Genomic DNA, 15286 nt, shown 5'->3' with positions numbered 1-15286 from the left:
CGACATGATCAGCTACGCGGCCGGACTGAGCCGATTGCACGCCTGGCGTTTCGCCGTCGCAACACTGGCGGGGATCATACCGGCAAGCTTCCTGCTGGCGCATTTCGGCGGTGAGGCGGTTAGCGGAGACCTCGGGCGCGCGACATGGGCGGTGCTCGGACTCGGGTTTCTGACGGGGTTGCCGCTGCTCTGGCTGGCGCTGCGGCAAGAGCCTGAAAAGGGAAACCCATGAAGAAAAGCGACTACGAGAAGAACAGCATCACCCTTCCTGGTGCGGTAGCCATGGGCACCGGCGTGATGATCGGCGCGGGCATCTTCGCGCTGACCGGCCAGATCGCCGAACTCGCCGGGCCTCTCTTCCCGCTCTCGTTCGTCGTCGGCGCCATCGTGACCGCCTTCAGCGCCTACACTTATATCAAGATGTCGAACGTATACCCTTCTGCGGGCGGCATCGGGATGATCCTGAAGAAAGCCTACGGACCGACGACGGTCGCGGCGGGCGCAGCCCTTCTGATGGCGCTGTCGATGGTCATCAACGAAAGCCTCGTCGCTCGCACTTTCGGAACCTACACCCTGCGAGCCTTCGGCGGCGATCCGGACAGCATTCTCGTGCCGGTCCTCGGCGTGGGGATGATCGTCTTCGCCTATCTCGTGAACGTCTCTGGCAACCGGTCGGTCGGGCTGCTGTCCGTTATCATGGCCATTCTCAAGGTGGGCGGCATTGCGCTGTTCGGGGCGGCCGGTCTGTGGGCCAGCGGCATCTCGTTCGAAGCGTCGGGCGGAGATTTTCGTGCGGGTGGGTTCGTAGCGTCGGTCGCGCTGTCCATTCTCGCCTTCAAGGGGTTCACGACCATCACCAACAGCGGCGCCGAGGTGACCAATCCGCATCGGAACGTGGGCCGGGCCATAGTCCTGTCCATCGCCATCTGCGTCGTCGTCTACCTGCTGGTCGCATTCGCGGTCGGCTCCAGCCTGCCGCTCGATCGCCTCGTGGCGGCGAAGGACTACGCGCTGGCTGAAGCGGCCCAACCAGCCCTCGGGCAAACCGGCTTCTACCTGACGGTGGCGCTGGCGCTGGTGGCAACTGCCTCGGGCCTGATCGCCAGCGTGTTTGCCGTCTCGCGGATGCTGGCGATGCTGACGGACATGAAGATGATCCCGCACAGCCATTTCGGGATGCCAGGCACGATCAAGGACCACACGCTCGTTTACACCGTCGTGATCGCAGGCTTCCTGACGGTCTTCTTCGACCTCAGCCGCATCGCCTCGCTCGGGGCCTTCTTCTATCTGGTGATGGACATGATCATCCACTTCGGCGTGTTCCGGCATCTGCGCGAAGAAATCGGCGCTCGGGGCTGGGTGTTGCTGACGGCAATCGCACTTGATGCCGTGGTGCTGGCCGCCTTCGCCGCGATGAAATGGCAGTCCGACCCCTTGATCGTCGTCCTGGGTGCGATCGGCATGGCGCTGGTGTTCCTGTTCGTCGGGATCTTCCTCGCACGCAATCCCGCCCCGGAAGGCGCTCACGACCACCATTGAAAAGGGCTTGAGCTTCCAACGGCTGGAGGCCGCAAGCTGAAACGAGATACCGAAAGGCTGGCAGACCATGGAGCACGATCATCATCACGCGGCGCCCGACATTCCGGCGGGGACCGAGACGGCGAAGGATCCGGTCTGCGGGATGACGGTCGCGGTCAAACCGGACGGGCGTCACGCCGCGTTCCAGGGCGAGACCTTTCATTTCTGCTCAGAGAAGTGCCAGACGAAGTTCAAGGCGGATCCGTGGTTCTACGCTTCGGGCCGGGCCGCCCGGCAGAAGAAGGCTGCTCCGGCCAACGTCCAGTACACCTGCCCGATGCATCCGGAGATCGTTCGCGATGCGCCAGGGTCCTGCCCGATCTGCGGCATGGCGCTGGAGCCGATGGTCCCATCGGACGAACCCAGCGAGGAGTTGACCGACTTCACGCGTCGGATGTGGATTTCGGCGGCGGCGGCGGTGCCGCTCATCATCCTGACGATGGGTGAACTGGTCGCGCTGCCAGTGCGCGACTGGATCGGGCATCAGACCGCAAGTTATCTCGAGTTCGTGCTGGCAACGCCGATCATCCTCTGGGCCGCCTTGCCTTTCTTCCGGCGCGGCTGGGACTCCATTGTGAACCGCAGCCCAAACATGTGGACGCTGATCAGCATCGGCGTGGCGGCGGCCTACCTTTACTCGCTCGTCGCGACGTTCCTGCCGGGGGTGTTTCCGGAACAGTACCGGATGGGCCACGGCGTCGGCACCTATTTCGAGGCGGCGGTGGTGATCGTCGCGTTGGTCTTCGTGGGCCAGGTGCTGGAATTGCGCGCCCGCGAACGCACCGGCGATGCGATCCGCGCGCTTCTGGATCTGGCGCCGAAGACCGCGCGGCGGATCCTGCCGGACGGCACTGAATACGATGCGCCGCTGGAGAACATCATGGAGGGCGACCGGCTGCGCGTCCGTCCCGGCGACGCTGTTCCGGTCGACGGCACGGTGATCGAGGGCCGCTCGTCGCTGGACGAAAGCATGCTGACCGGCGAGTCGATGCCCGTAGAAAAGGGCCCGGGCGATGCGGTGACCGGCGCCACGATCAACAAGAACGGTTCCCTCGTGATGGAGGCGGCCAAGGTCGGGTCCGACACCGTGCTGGCGCAGATCGTCGCCATGGTGTCGAACGCGCGACGCTCGCGCGCGCCGATCCAGGGGCTGGCCGACCAGGTGTCGGCGGTGTTCGTGCCGACCGTGGTCGCCATCGCCATCATCGCCTTCATCGTCTGGATGATCTTCGGTCCGGAACCCGCGCTGGTCTTCGCCATCGCCTCTGCAGTGTCCGTCCTCATCATCGCGTGCCCCTGCGCGCTTGGCCTTGCGACGCCGATTTCCATCACCACGGCCGCGGGGCGCGGCGCACAGGCGGGCGTGCTGATCAAGGACGCCGAGGCGCTGGAGCGTATGGCGGGTGTCGATACGCTCATCGTCGACAAGACCGGCACGCTGACCATGGGCAAGCCGAAGCTGACGGAGGTTGTGGCGCTTGGCGACATCACCGAGACGGAACTGCTGTCGCTGGCTGCGGCGCTCGAGCGCGGCTCGGAACACCCGCTGGCCGAGGCCATCGTCGAGGGAGCCGAGACACGGGGCGCCGCGCGCCAAGAGGCCACGGACTTCGAAGCCGTCACCGGCAAGGGCGTGCAGGGCCGCGTCGGCGCGCGCGCGGTGGCGCTCGGCAACGCGGCGATGATGCAAGAGATGGGGCTTAATACCGCGCAGGCCGAGGCAAACGCCGACACCCTGCGCACCGAGGGCAAGACGGCAATGTTCGTCGCTCTTGACGGCGCGCTCGTTGGCATCGTGGCGGTCGCCGACCCGATCAAGGACAGCACCGCGCAAGCCATCAGGGAACTTCATACCCAAGGTCTGCGGGTCATCATGGCGACCGGCGACAACGAGCGCACGGCACAGGCGGTGGCGGGCAAGCTTGGCATCGACGAAGTGCGCGCGGGCATCCTGCCCGAGGCGAAGAAGGAGCTGATCGACCAATTGCGCCGAGAGGGCCACAAGATCGCGATGGCCGGCGACGGGGTGAACGACGCACCGGCACTGGCCGCCGCCGATGTCGGCATCGCCATGGGCACGGGCGCGGATGTGGCGATGGAAAGCGCCGGCATTACCCTGCTGGGCGGCGACCTGATGGGCATAGTCCGGGCGCGCAAGCTGGCCCGCGCCAGCCTGCGCAACATCAAGCAGAACCTGTTCTTCGCCTTCGCCTACAACGCCCTTGGCGTCCCCATTGCTGCCGGGTTGCTCTACCCCGTGACCGGCCTGCTGCTCTCCCCGATGATCGCGGCGGCGGCGATGAGCCTGTCGTCGGTCTCAGTGATCACCAACGCCCTGCGGCTGCGCCGGATCGATCTTTGACCCGACAGCACACCAGCTGACTTCGGATTCGTTTTTCGTTGCGTAGACGCGTTCCCAATGATCGTTCGGCTCATCGGTCATTATGGCCTCCAGAGTTCTGCGCGAACCTATCATCTTGTGCAGCTGCCACGCCGCGTGAATGTCCGAAGTGTTCGCTGCTGCGACGCAGCAAGGATTTGGCACTTCTGCAATGGGGTCGAAGCGGTCATGCGGCGGGGCGGCAACCAATTCCGACTGTCTTGGCCAAGTCCGCTGTCGCTTCCGGCCCAAAGCCGCCGTCCGCGCCCCGTCCAGCATATTGCCGGCGTCAGTCCCTTAGCCGGCAGTCGTCCACATTCGCAGCGGAACAGTCCCTTGAGGAGCTATAGCCACTTTCCGCGCCGGATGAAGCGTGCCTGCCAACGCCTGATGTTGGCGCTATACTTGCTCAGACGGCTGCTACTTGAACTGTTGAATAAGCCGATGCGCGATGCCAAAGTCACCGAAGATTGTTAGGATAAGCACTTTGGCTGTAAACGAAGAATTCTTGAAAGAGCGTGTTGATACGCTTTTCGGCACCACCTTCAACGAACGCGAAGGACGAGTGGTACCGACTACCGATGATATCACATTGAAGAACGGCGCGGTTAAAATAGATGCTACGTTCTTGTATGCTGATCTGGCAGGTTCAGCGAAGTTGTCATCGGTATGCCCTTGGTCGACTACAGCGAAGATCATTCGAGCGTTTTTAGACTGCTCGACTAGATTGATAGTTAAGCACGGTGGCGAAATAAGGAGCTTCGACGGTGACCGCGTGATGGGCGTATTCATCGGCGCATCGAAAAACAGCAGCGCTGCAATCTGTGGGCGTGAGATCCACTGGGTTGTTCGTAAGGTCATTAGCCCGAAGGCCAGAGAAAAATTCGACTCAATCAGGAATAACGACATCGAGATTCGCAACTGTTGTGGAATCGACACTGGTGAAGTTAGGGCTGTCCGTTCAGGAATACGGGACAAAAATGATCTGATCTGGATTGGAAAAGCTGCCAGTTTCTCTGCCAAGCTCTCTGACGTACGCGATGTAGGCTATAACACCTACATTTCCAGTCGCGTCTACAATAAACTGAATGAAGACGCCAAGCAGGATGGAGATGGAAAAAATGCTTGGACCAGTACGACGTTCAGCTTCGCCAGTTCAAACGAAGCTGTATACAAGTCAAATCACTGGAAGAAGCCCTAGGCCTGCTCTCAGACACACGCAGCGAGGACGGATGTGTAGGCGCCCACTGCAGAATATACGTCGAAGCCGCCGCCAGTCGAGCCGCCCATCCGACCGCTTTGAGTTCTGGCGATCTGATCAGAAACACGCAGCGAGTATCTTATCGGCTGCGTGGGGGGTGCAAAAAATCCGCTCACTGAGTGCCAACTCCCGGAGCACTTTCAAGGGGAGCCAGCATAGCGACGAGGAGATCGACTTCTTGGTCAATCGGAGGATAATAATTTGAGCGGACTAATTGATCGATTCCAAGGAGCTGCAGGGCGCAACAACCTCATCGATGCGATGCAGCAGCAGCAGATTGTCGGTGGCAGCCGAGAGCTCGCAGAGGAACTTGCTGATCGCGCTGAGCTAGTCGAAGTCACCCAAGGAACCGCTATCATCTCTCAGGGGGGTGACGACGATGACCTGTTCCTAATAGTCGCTGGCAGCTTCCGGATTGTAGTGAATGGACGAGACGTGGCATCGCGGGGAAGGGGTGACCACGTCGGCGAGATGGTTTTGGTTGAACCCACGCAGCGTCGTTCTGCAGACGTAGTGGCAGCGGAGACTGCGCTCGTTGCCAAGCTCAATAGCGCAAGTGTTTCCGATCTCGCTTCGCGGTACCCAAATATTTACCGTGTCATCGCGAGAACATTGGCTCGACGCCTGCTTGAGCGGAACAAACTTGTAGGGCAACATCGCGAGAAGATAAGAGTCTTCATCATCTCATCCGCCGAGGCATTAGATGTCGCTAGAAAGGTTCAAGACGCGCTTGCGCACGATGGCTTCATCGTAAGGCTCTGGACGGACGATGTCTTCAAAGTTGCTAGCTATGCAATCCACTCTTTGGAGACTGAGTTGGACGACTCCGACTTCGCCGTTGCTGTAGCGCACAGCGACGACATTACGCTTTTCCGCGGTCAGGATTGGCCGACACCACGAGATAACGTTGTCTTCGAGCTTGGGATGTTCATGGGGCGCCTAGGTCGCACCCGTGCAATCCTGATGGAGCCACGAGAAGGCAAAATGAAGCTTCCGAGCGACCTAGCGGGTGTTACTACCATTCCCTACAACTATGAGGCTGGCAAGGATGTCGCAGCTCTTATGGCACCGGCTTGCAACGCACTCCGTTCCCACATCAAAGAATTGGGTCCATTCAACGGATGAGGTCACCCACCGGGACCCATCCACAGATCTCTCAAATCTCTAACCATTAACAATGGTCGGCGAATAGTCAGCGTCTATCGTCGTTCCTGTGGCCGGTAACTCGGTTGAATGCCCACTATCGCACAAAACCGCAGTTGCCCTCGCGGCCGCAGCGAACTTCCGCTTCCCGCCCTTCATGTCGGACGGCTATGCAGATGCAGCGTGAAGTGAGCAACCGCAGCGAACGGCAGGAAGGTCCGCACTCCGGCCGTCTGTGTGCCGCGCGGCGAACGTCCGCACCGAGCCCGGTTCCATCATGACGTCTCGACGTCGCAAATGGCATTTTCGGGAGGCTGGCCGATGCACTCGGCCAGCCCGGTGAGATGGGAGATCAACCGACCACGTTGTGATCTGGGCCATAGGGGAAACCGGTGATGTTCTCGTTTCCGTCTTCGGTGATGATCAGTATGTCGTGCTCGCGATATCCGCCCGCTCCGGGTTGGCCTTCGGGGATGGTCAGCATCGGCTCCATCGAGATCACCATGCCCGGCTCGAGGACCGTGTCGATATCCTCACGGAGTTCCAGTCCCGCCTCGCGCCCGTAATAGTGGCTCAACACGCCGAAGGAATGACCGTAGCCGAAGGTTCGGTATTGCAGAAGGTCGCGGCCCGCGAAAAAGGCGTTGATCGCGTGCGTGACCTGCGCACAGGACACGCCCGGCTTCAGCAGGCTCATGCCGTACTCGTGCGCGGCGACGTTCGCGTCCCACACCTTGCGGCTCGCCTCGTCCACCGTCTTTACGAACAGCGTGCGTTCGAGCGCCGTGTAGTACCCCGAGATCATCGGGAAGGTGTTGAGGCTCAGGATATCGCCGGCCTCGAGCACGCGCCCTGTCACCGGGTTGTGTGCGCCGTCGGTGTTGATGCCCGACTGGAACCAGGCCCACGTGTCGCGGTACTCCGCCTCGGGAAACCGCGACGCGATTTCACGCTCCATGGCATCGCGGCCAGCCATGGCCACGTCGATCTCGCGCGCACCGGTCGTTATGGCATCGCGAATGGCATGGCCGCCGATATCGGCCACGGCGGCGCCTGCACGGATCAGCTCTAGTTCGGCCGCCGATTTATGTATCCGCTGGGCCATGCTGGCCGGCGCGATATCGATCTTTGCCGAGGGCGCGAGCATCTCGTCAAGCCGCGCCATCTGCGCGATGGACAGGTGATCGCCTTCGAAGCCGATCACCTTGCCCGAGCCCGTCACCGACAGGATCGCCCGCCAGTAATTGTCCCGCCGCCAGTCCGTATAGGTGATGTTGTCCCCGTAGCAACGCCGCCACGGCTGGGCCGCGTCGATCCCCGCGCTGAAGGTCACGGTATCCGTTTGCGTGACCACCTGGGCGTAGGGGCGACCGAAGGCACAGTAGAGAAAGCCGGAGTAATAGGCGACGTTGTGCATCGAGGTGAGCACGCAGGCGTCGACGCCCTTGTCGGCCATGATGTGTCGCAGCCCCGCCAGCCGCGCCTCGTACTCGGCATCGGTGAAGGGCAGGACCTTCCCACCCTGGTGGAAGCGATAGAAATCGGGGCGCGCGACAGCGTCCGGTGTCGGATTGAGTGTTCTGTCCATCGGTTTACTCCTCTTCGGACCGCAGTGGTGCGCGTGAGGAGTGCTCCTGTCGTCCGGTTGCACCTTCCCCACCGCGCGCCGATGCGGCAAAGTAAGATCCCGGCGTTCAGGATGTTTCGTCCCGGGGGCTTTGATCTTGTTGCGACCAGTGGCGACGCCATCGCCAGACCCCATACCCAGCAATATCCACGAACGCGCCGATCGATCAAGCAGTGGATCGACCGAAGTTCAAATGCATCCATGTGATGCAAACGCCAGCTCCGTCCGCACTGCAGACGCCCGCACCCGTCGCAGAGAGTGGCTGTTCTAGGGCGGTGTGGGCGACCAGGCCCGGTCCTCCTTCAGTAGCGTATTCGCAAGGAGCAGTAGTTTCCGCATTGCAGCGGTGATCGCGACCTTGAACGGCTTTCCCGCCTGTCGAAGTCGGCCATAGAAAGCCGCGATATCGCGGTTCCAGCGAACCGCGACCACGGCGGCCATGTAGAGAGTGTTCCGCGCAACGATCCGACCGCTCCGGATCATCTTTCGACCCCGCATGGTGCCGGAGTCCCGGTTCATCGGCGCAACGCCCGCCAAAGCGGCTACCTCGGCGGAATTAGCACTTCCCAACTCCTTCATCTCCGACAGTAGCGTCGCCGCCGTAGTCGGCCCAATGCCGGGTATCGAGGTTAGGATTGAGTAGCGCCGCGCGATCGCCGGGTCCGACTGGATGGCGACAAGTAGCTCAGCTTCAAGCACCTTGCACTGGTGTCGGCACAGCGCGATCCGCTCGTCGAGCTGATCCTTCACCAGATCCACCGAGACTTGCGAGCGCTGGTTCCCCAACGCTCGTCGTTCATCAACCACTTGGCGGCGGGCGACGACGACCTCCGTGATCCGTGCCATCATTATAGAAGGCGGTTCCGTCGGTACGGGCTTCATGACGGCTGCGAACTCCGCCAGAACCTCCGCGTCGATCTCGTCCGTCTTGGCAAGTCGTCCCAGGACATCGGCAAACCGCCGGGTGCGGTAGGGATTGATGATCGCAACCGGAATGCCCGCCTCGTGCAGGCAGGCATGTGCTGCCCGGTGATAACGTCCTGTTGCTTCCATCACGACCAGGCTGGCCACGGAAGCTAGGCAGCAATTTCGCAACTCCTCCAGTCCGGCCGCGTCGTTGCGGACCCGGAACCGATCCCTGCAAGGGTGCACGCACACGTCGAGATACGTCTTGCTGACGTCGATGCCGACGACAGTTCCCGGCTGTTGGTGATCGGTCGTTGCCTTTCCTCCTATTCGGGACATCGCTGACTCCCCTCCATCTGTTCAGGCCCAAACCACAGTCGGGGACCGGCCTAGCTTTGCTCCGGCCCTGAGAAGCCCAGGGGGCAACGGCCCAATCCCCATCTCCCCGATACCTCGAATGTAGGTACTCCGGGAGAGACGCTCCGCGTGCTGAAGCGTCCTGCAAGAAAGATAAGAGGGGGCTTTTTTTCTTGGTGGATTTTCACCTCGGAAGAAGGACCGGACCAATGGCCAAGCAGAAGCTCGACCCCGCCCAGGAAATCACCAACGAGATCATCGGCCTTTTGGAAAAGGGCACGATGCCGTGGCGCCGGCCGTGGAAGATCGCTGGCGGCGGCGTACCGCTGCGCCACAACCGCGAACGCTACCAGGGCATCAACGCTTTCCTGCTTGGTCTTCGGTCGGCGATGATGGGCTACAGCTCGCCCTACTGGATGACGTTCGCGCAGGCCAAGGCACTGAATGCCAGCGTCAAGAAAGGCTCGAAGTCCAGTATCGTGGTCTACTACGGCACCGCTTCGAAGCGCAGTGCGGATGGCGGCGATGCGAGTGAAGGCGAGGACGACGGCAAGGAAGGGGGAGGCACCTACCGCTTCCTCAAATCCTACCGGGTCTTCCATGTCAGCCAGATCGAGGGGCTCGATGCGTCCTACTATCCCGAGCCAGAGGGAGGTGCGAACGACCGTCCGACGATGGACCCGGAGGCCCAGGCGTTCTTCGATGCGATTGACATCGACGTGCGCTACGGCGGCGACCGCGCGTGCTACATCCCGTCGCTCGATCAGGTTGACATGCCCGACCTTGCCCGGTTCGAGAGCGCGGGCGGGTTCATGTCGACCCTGACCCATGAGCTGGCGCACGCCACGAAGGCAAAGGATCGCCTCGACCGCAGTTTCGGCGTGTCGAGCTTCGGCAACGAGGCATACGCGAAGGAGGAGCTTGTCGCGTGTATTTCCGAAGCACTCATGGGGCAGCGTATGGGCTTCCACGCCGACCACATCGACAACCATGCAGCCTACATCTCGTCATGGATCACGGTGCTCAAAGGCGATACCCGGTTCCTGTTCACCGCCGCAGCACACGCGCAGCGCGCCGTCGACTGGCTGGTAGAGGCATCCGAGGCGGGCATGAAGAAGGAGACCTTCGATGAGGCGGCGTGACGCGCTTTCGATTCACAATGAGCGGATCAAGATGTTCGCGACGATCTTCAACGCGGCGGGTGTGGCCTTCTTCGGTCTTGGGTTCGCCCGTCCCCTGGTAGATGACAGTGTTAAAAGCACGCCATCGATCGTCCTGTTTCTCGCAGTATCTTTTGCGATGTGGAGCATCGCCTATATAGTTCTGGGACAGTTGAAGACCGACGATCCCGAGAAGGAGACGGACCTATGATTGGAGAACTGATTCTTTCAGCAGTGGTTCTGGCCGCCGGTGTGGGGGTGGTCATCTGGTCACGTTGGTCCGGAAACCGCGTCGAAAGCAACGATCCGGCACGGCAGCGCCGACCGGCCGAGTAACGCCGCCCTACATTCTGCCGGAACGCCGAAGCCCCCGCTCCGAAAGGAGAAAGGGGGCTTTTTTCGTGTGGTTTTAACCCCACCGAAAGGAGCCTGTCATGGCCGCTAAGGATCGCCTCGTCCACACCAAGCGCATCTCACCGCAGGAAATTCGCGAACTGGATGTCTACTACGACAAGGGGGGAATGAACTACTTCAACTACACGACGAAGCCCAAAGGCATCTTCTTCTCGTCGACCGTCTACGAGCACGAAGAGGGTTCGACGTGGAAGACGCTGAAAGTAGGTCTCGGAGAAAGCAAACCCGGTGTCGGCTACATCTGCGTCGTGCCCCTCACAAACTATCGCCCTACGGCGCTGCGCGAGGTCCGCGAGCGCGTCGAAGCCCATGCCGAAGCGATCCACGCGCTTTGCGACGTGGGCGACGCCGCGGCGCTAGAGCAGCTCAAGGCGATCCTGACCGGCGCGGTCGTGCCGGCGACGGCGGAGGCAGGCGCATGAACGTCTGGATCCTGCGCAAGCTCCGCACCGCGACCCGCGCCTGGTGGGCGCATGTCGCGCTCCGCCAACGTAACGAGATCGAGGAGGCGGCGTCACGCGAACGGCAGTCGATCCGCTCGAACCTCGACATCATCCGCAAGACGCTCGCCAGCAATGGCGCCTACATTTCCACCGGCGTCGGCGGGACCACGGTTCACTATTCGCGCGGTTGCACCCTGTCGAGCTACGGCCGCCTCGAGCACATGGCCGTGGCCCAGGTCCTCGTCCAAATCGGTTTGCCGCTCGTCGACACCCGGTCCGTGGCTAACAAGGCGAGGCTGATTGGCTTGCCACTCGTCGCGGTCGGCCACGAGCCGGACCCCGCACCGTGGACGAGCATGAGCTATGCGCCACTCACGGAATACGCCGCTCGCGCCAAGGCGCTCGGTGCTGTCGTCGTGAACTTCTCGCACATGAATCGCACGGCCGCCTGATAGTGCAGCGTCCCGAAGGCCCCCGCCTCGAAAGAGGAAAGGGGGCTTTTTCCGGCATGGTCCCAGACAGAGGAGAGAGACCATGACCGATACCGCCGAGTACGTCGCCGACGCCGCGACGGTCGCCGCACACAACGATGCTTTCCGTCGCAATGCTTGCCTCGCCCTCCCCTACGGCGACGGCGACCCGGTCCTGATGGGCCAGCTCGTCGCGACACGCGCGATTCACGCCAAAGGCGCGCCTTTCCTCCAGGCCAGCCTTGAGGCCATCGGACGTCTCACCGAGTTCTCGGAAGGCAACGACCCGGACGGCTACCACGATTTCGGCGCGGTCGAGGTCATGGGCGAGACCGTCTGGTTCAAGATCGACCTCTTCGACGGTGTTGACCTGCAATACGGCTCTGAGGCCCCGGACGTTCCGGCCCGAACCTACCGTGTCCTGACGGTCCTTTTTCCATCGGACTGGTGACAGCCCGTCGCTCGTCCCGTCGCGCATGATCGCGAGGCCCCCGCCCGGAAAGGGAAAGGGGGCCTTTTTTCGGGTGCGGCCATGAGGCCGGGGAAAGACAATCAGGAGATGATCCCATGACCAAGACGCCCGAGCTGACCGACACCGAGATCGCCATCAAGGATCTGGTACTGCACGATTTGAACGCCCGCGCGGGCTCGCCCGAGACCTACGAGGCTGATGACATCCCGGTCCTCGCGGCGTCGATCGCGACGCTGGGGCTGCTGAACCCGCTCATCGTCCAGAAGACCGACAAGCTCTGGGGCGTCATCGCCGGCGGCCGTCGCCGGGCCGCACTCATGCACCTTGTGAATGACCCGGAAGCGAAGGGCTGGACGATGCGGACGAAGGTTCGCTGCCGTGCTCTTCCTGACGACACGGCCGCGGCGACGGCGATCACCGTGGCTGAGAATGTCACGCAGAAGGCGATGGACCCGATCGACGAGTTCGAGGCGTTCGTGCGTATGATGGAGACGGGCGGCCATAGCCCCGACAGCATCGCGACTATGTTTGGCGTCGAGCGCCGCCGCGTGATCGACCGGCTGCGCTTCGGCCGCGTCCATCCCGACATCCGCGCCGCCGCCCGCGCGCGGAACATCACGCTCGACGCGATGAAGGCGTTCGCGGAGCACCCGGACCAGGCCGTCCAGAAAGACGTGTTCGATGCCATGCAGGGCAGCTACATCCAGGCGTGGACCATCCGCGAGAAGCTGCGGAATCGTGGCGTGAAGATGGGCGATGCGATCGCGCGGCTCGTGGCGGAGGAATACCGCGCCGCCGATGGCGCAATCACGCCCGATCTGATCGAAGAGGACTCGATCCTGACCGACGAGGCGCTTGTCGAGAAGCTGTTGCTTGAGAAGCTTACCGCTCATGCCGAAGCAGAACGTGCTCGTCTGGGTTTTGCATGGGCGGACGCCGTGCGCGATGCGGATTACAAGACGCTCCAGGAGTTCGGCCGCGTCTACCCATCGTCCGTCGATCTGACCGGCGAGGCCGCCGAACGCTGCGAGGCGATCGCAAACCGTCTCGCGGAGCTGGATAAGGCGCGCGACGCGGAAGACTGCCCCGACATCGAGGCGCTCAACGACGAGTACGAGGGGCTGACAGTAGGCTTCAGCGATGCCGATCTCGGCCGAGCAGGCGTGCTGGCCTACTGGGACCAAGGGCGGATCGCGACGGTCGAAGGCTTGGTTCGGCCGGAGGATCGCCAGGATCGCACCCCCGAAGCGTCCCCCGGTGGCGAAGGCACGACCGCGGACGAGCATGGCGGCGATGGCGAGACCGAGGACGATGCGCTGGTTCTGTCGGAATCGCTGAAGCTTGATCTTCGGACCGAGCAGGCCGCCGTGATCGGCACCGCGTTGGCTGGCGACCCGGACCTCGCGCATGACCTGTTGCTGTTCAAAACGATCGCGGACCTTCTCGGCCGTACCGGCAGCGTGTCCTACAGCTTCGGCGTGACCGCCAGCGTCGCCGATCGTCCGCATGGACGTGGCGAGGATGTGGACGGCCGCGCGGCCGAGACGCTGGGCGAGCTGTTAAGCGGCCTCGACCTGACGTGGTGGGCGGACGGAAAGTCCATGCCGGAGCGCTTCGAGGCTTTCCGCACGCTCGAGGCGGGCATGAAGTCCCGCATCGTGGCGGTGGCGTTGGCCGACGCGATCAAGCCGACCGGGTTCGGCTATAGCGAAGGCCTGATGGCGTATGTTGCCAACCAGATCGTGCCGGACCTGCGCGCAGTCTGGCGGCCGACCGGCGGTGCGTTCTTCAGCCGTCTGAAGAAGAGCGTGCTTCTCGGTATCATCGCTCGTGATCTGCACCAGCCCGAGGAGGCCGCGCGGCTCGCCTCGGAAAAGAAAACCGCGATCGTGGACTTCCTCGAACGCCTCTTCGCCGCGCCCTTCGCAACGCTGACGCCGGAGCAGCGTGAGGCAGTGGAGACGTGGTGTCCGCCCGGCATGACGATCGACGCCCCGCGCGTTGACCACGGATGGTCCGGCGAAAGCCACCTGCGCGGAATGGCCGATGAGGACGCGGAAGAGGCGGACGATGCCGCACCGATGGAGGACGAGGACCTGCCCGAAGAGGGCACGTTCGAAGACGCGGACGAGATGGAGGTGGAAGACGCCTGATCCGACCTGACGCATAGCGGAGCCGCCCCGACCCGAAAGGGAAAGGGCGGCTTCTTTCGTGGGGAATCCAGCATCCCGCGCGAAAGGACCGCCCCATGAAACGCCAGGTCATCGACCAGCTCCTGCCCCTTCTCACCCGCGATCTGCAATCCGGCTGTCTCACGACGAAGAGCGTCGGGGCGCATCTCACCCGGGCGTTGGGGGGCACCGATGCCGAAGGCGCGTGGTCATGGCGGCAAGCCTACGACCTAGTGCAGTCGGCGGCGATAATGGCGGACCGGGATCAGCCGATCAGCCCGGATCCTGCCACCCGGCTGGCGGCGTTGACCGCTGCGGCAAGCGCCCGCCCCACAGAAACGCGCCGTTCCGAAGCCCAGATCCGCCTCCAGCAGTTCTCGACCCCCTTGCCCTATGCCTATGTCGCCTCCGTGGCGGCCGCGATCCGGCCAGGCGACGTGGTGCTGGAGCCATCGGCAGGCACCGGGGCGCTGGCGCACATGGCGAACCGCGCCGGAGGCAAACTCGTCCTGAACGAGATCGACCCGTTTCGTGCTGCGCTACTCGAGGCGACGTTCCGCGTACCGCTGACGCGCCACGATGCTGAACACATCGACGATCTCCTCGACCGCCAGCACATCGCGGATGTCGTCGTGATGAATCCGCCGTTTTCTTCCTCGGCATCTCGCGCTGCGGATCCGACGATTGCCCTTCGCCATGTCGTGTCGGCCGCCAAGCGCCTCGCGCCCGGTGGCCGTATCGTAGCGATCCTGCCGATGGCGGCTTGCGCCGATCGTCAACCGGCACTTTGGCGCCGCCTTACGGCGATCGTCGCGCCGCGCCTGCACCTTGGATTGCCAGGCATCGTCTACAGGAAGATGGGCACCAACGTCGAAACCGCCCTTCTCGTCGCGGACGCCCTCCC

14 protein-coding genes and 1 pseudogene are annotated in these 15286 nt (G+C 62.8%); 13 read left to right on the top strand and 2 right to left on the bottom strand.

Annotated features, from left to right (window positions below):
• The 5 genes and pseudogenes from ACFDS3_RS11625 to ACFDS3_RS11605 all read left to right on the top strand — a co-directional run.
• Window positions 1-232: pseudogene (locus ACFDS3_RS11625) on the top strand (TVP38/TMEM64 family protein); the annotation flags it as partial.
• Complete coding sequence (locus tag ACFDS3_RS11620) at window positions 229-1539, top strand: APC family permease (RefSeq protein WP_375262518.1); 1311 nt, start codon at window positions 229-231, stop codon at window positions 1537-1539. The pseudogene ACFDS3_RS11625 and the gene ACFDS3_RS11620, both read left to right, overlap by 4 nt.
• Before the next feature lie 67 nt (window positions 1540-1606).
• Window positions 1607-3940 (top strand): heavy metal translocating P-type ATPase, encoded by a 2334-nt coding sequence (locus ACFDS3_RS11615; RefSeq protein ID WP_375262517.1) that lies wholly within the window; start codon window positions 1607-1609, stop codon window positions 3938-3940.
• Window positions 3941-4445: 505 nt separating this feature from the next.
• The gene (locus ACFDS3_RS11610) at window positions 4446-5159 is read left to right on the top strand and encodes an adenylate/guanylate cyclase domain-containing protein (protein ID WP_375262516.1); all 714 of its coding nucleotides are present in this window, start codon (window positions 4446-4448) and stop codon (window positions 5157-5159) included.
• A gap of 261 nt (window positions 5160-5420) precedes the next feature.
• Window positions 5421-6344 carry a TIR domain-containing protein gene (locus tag ACFDS3_RS11605; RefSeq protein WP_375262515.1) on the top strand — a complete coding sequence of 308 codons (924 nt, stop codon included), beginning with the start codon at window positions 5421-5423 and terminating at the stop codon, window positions 6342-6344.
• A gap of 370 nt (window positions 6345-6714) precedes the next feature.
• Here the strand turns inward: ACFDS3_RS11605 and ACFDS3_RS11600 are convergent, their stop codons facing one another.
• Both ACFDS3_RS11600 and ACFDS3_RS11595 read right to left on the bottom strand, forming a co-directional pair.
• Complete coding sequence (locus ACFDS3_RS11600) at window positions 6715-7950, bottom strand: aminopeptidase P family protein (protein WP_375262514.1); 1236 nt, start codon at window positions 7948-7950, stop codon at window positions 6715-6717.
• 306 nt (window positions 7951-8256) lie between these two features.
• Window positions 8257-9234: an IS110 family transposase gene (locus ACFDS3_RS11595; protein WP_375262513.1), complete on the bottom strand. Its 978-nt coding sequence runs from the start codon at window positions 9232-9234 to the stop codon at window positions 8257-8259.
• Window positions 9235-9461: 227 nt separating this feature from the next.
• Here ACFDS3_RS11595 and ACFDS3_RS11590 point away from each other — a divergent pair, with 227 nt between their 5' ends.
• From ACFDS3_RS11590 to ACFDS3_RS11555, 8 genes are all read left to right on the top strand, one after another.
• Window positions 9462-10394 carry an ArdC family protein gene (locus ACFDS3_RS11590; protein WP_375262512.1) on the top strand — a complete coding sequence of 311 codons (933 nt, stop codon included), beginning with the start codon at window positions 9462-9464 and terminating at the stop codon, window positions 10392-10394.
• The gene (locus tag ACFDS3_RS11585; RefSeq protein WP_375262511.1) at window positions 10381-10623 is read left to right on the top strand and encodes a hypothetical protein; all 243 of its coding nucleotides are present in this window, start codon (window positions 10381-10383) and stop codon (window positions 10621-10623) included. The genes ACFDS3_RS11590 and ACFDS3_RS11585 overlap by 14 nt, the downstream gene beginning before the upstream one ends.
• Window positions 10620-10748 carry a hypothetical protein gene (locus ACFDS3_RS11580; protein ID WP_375262510.1) on the top strand — a complete coding sequence of 43 codons (129 nt, stop codon included), beginning with the start codon at window positions 10620-10622 and terminating at the stop codon, window positions 10746-10748. Before ACFDS3_RS11585 ends, ACFDS3_RS11580 begins: the two co-directional genes overlap by 4 nt.
• Window positions 10749-10846: 98 nt before the next feature.
• Window positions 10847-11248, top strand: a complete 402-nt coding sequence (locus ACFDS3_RS11575; protein WP_375262509.1) for a hypothetical protein — start codon at window positions 10847-10849, stop codon at window positions 11246-11248.
• Window positions 11245-11721: a hypothetical protein gene (locus ACFDS3_RS11570; RefSeq protein ID WP_375262508.1), complete on the top strand. Its 477-nt coding sequence runs from the start codon at window positions 11245-11247 to the stop codon at window positions 11719-11721. Before ACFDS3_RS11575 ends, ACFDS3_RS11570 begins: the two co-directional genes overlap by 4 nt.
• Window positions 11722-11803: 82 nt before the next feature.
• The gene (locus tag ACFDS3_RS11565) at window positions 11804-12190 is read left to right on the top strand and encodes a DUF3768 domain-containing protein (RefSeq protein ID WP_090929219.1); all 387 of its coding nucleotides are present in this window, start codon (window positions 11804-11806) and stop codon (window positions 12188-12190) included.
• Between the two features lie 116 nt (window positions 12191-12306).
• The gene (locus tag ACFDS3_RS11560; RefSeq protein ID WP_375262507.1) at window positions 12307-14364 is read left to right on the top strand and encodes a ParB/RepB/Spo0J family partition protein; all 2058 of its coding nucleotides are present in this window, start codon (window positions 12307-12309) and stop codon (window positions 14362-14364) included.
• Between the two features lie 95 nt (window positions 14365-14459).
• On the top strand, window positions 14460-15286 hold an 827-nt coding region (locus ACFDS3_RS11555; protein WP_375262506.1), incomplete at its 3' end, for a methyltransferase.

Origin of the sequence: Palleronia sp. (assembly GCF_042089775.1) — a bacterium.
GTDB lineage: Bacteria > Pseudomonadota > Alphaproteobacteria > Rhodobacterales > Rhodobacteraceae > Palleronia.
The sequence above is the reverse complement of the archived record's forward strand: the minus strand, read 5'-3'. Positions and strand labels throughout refer to the sequence as shown.

What these genes read in the sequence shown, in the direction of transcription:
- ACFDS3_RS11620 (WP_375262518.1), top strand. Translation starts at nt 229, where the DNA reads ATGAAGAAAAGCGACTACGAGAAGAACAGCATCACCCTTCCTGGTGCG.
- ACFDS3_RS11615 (WP_375262517.1), top strand. Translation starts at nt 1,607, where the DNA reads ATGGAGCACGATCATCATCACGCGGCGCCCGACATTCCGGCGGGGACC.
- ACFDS3_RS11600 (WP_375262514.1), bottom strand. Translation starts at nt 7,950, where the DNA reads ATGGACAGAACACTCAATCCGACACCGGACGCTGTCGCGCGCCCCGAT.
- ACFDS3_RS11595 (WP_375262513.1), bottom strand. Translation starts at nt 9,234, where the DNA reads ATGTCCCGAATAGGAGGAAAGGCAACGACCGATCACCAACAGCCGGGA.
- ACFDS3_RS11590 (WP_375262512.1), top strand. Translation starts at nt 9,462, where the DNA reads ATGGCCAAGCAGAAGCTCGACCCCGCCCAGGAAATCACCAACGAGATC.
- ACFDS3_RS11585 (WP_375262511.1), top strand. Translation starts at nt 10,381, where the DNA reads ATGAGGCGGCGTGACGCGCTTTCGATTCACAATGAGCGGATCAAGATG.
- ACFDS3_RS11580 (WP_375262510.1), top strand. Translation starts at nt 10,620, where the DNA reads ATGATTGGAGAACTGATTCTTTCAGCAGTGGTTCTGGCCGCCGGTGTG.
- ACFDS3_RS11575 (WP_375262509.1), top strand. Translation starts at nt 10,847, where the DNA reads ATGGCCGCTAAGGATCGCCTCGTCCACACCAAGCGCATCTCACCGCAG.
- ACFDS3_RS11570 (WP_375262508.1), top strand. Translation starts at nt 11,245, where the DNA reads ATGAACGTCTGGATCCTGCGCAAGCTCCGCACCGCGACCCGCGCCTGG.
- ACFDS3_RS11565 (WP_090929219.1), top strand. Translation starts at nt 11,804, where the DNA reads ATGACCGATACCGCCGAGTACGTCGCCGACGCCGCGACGGTCGCCGCA.
- ACFDS3_RS11560 (WP_375262507.1), top strand. Translation starts at nt 12,307, where the DNA reads ATGACCAAGACGCCCGAGCTGACCGACACCGAGATCGCCATCAAGGAT.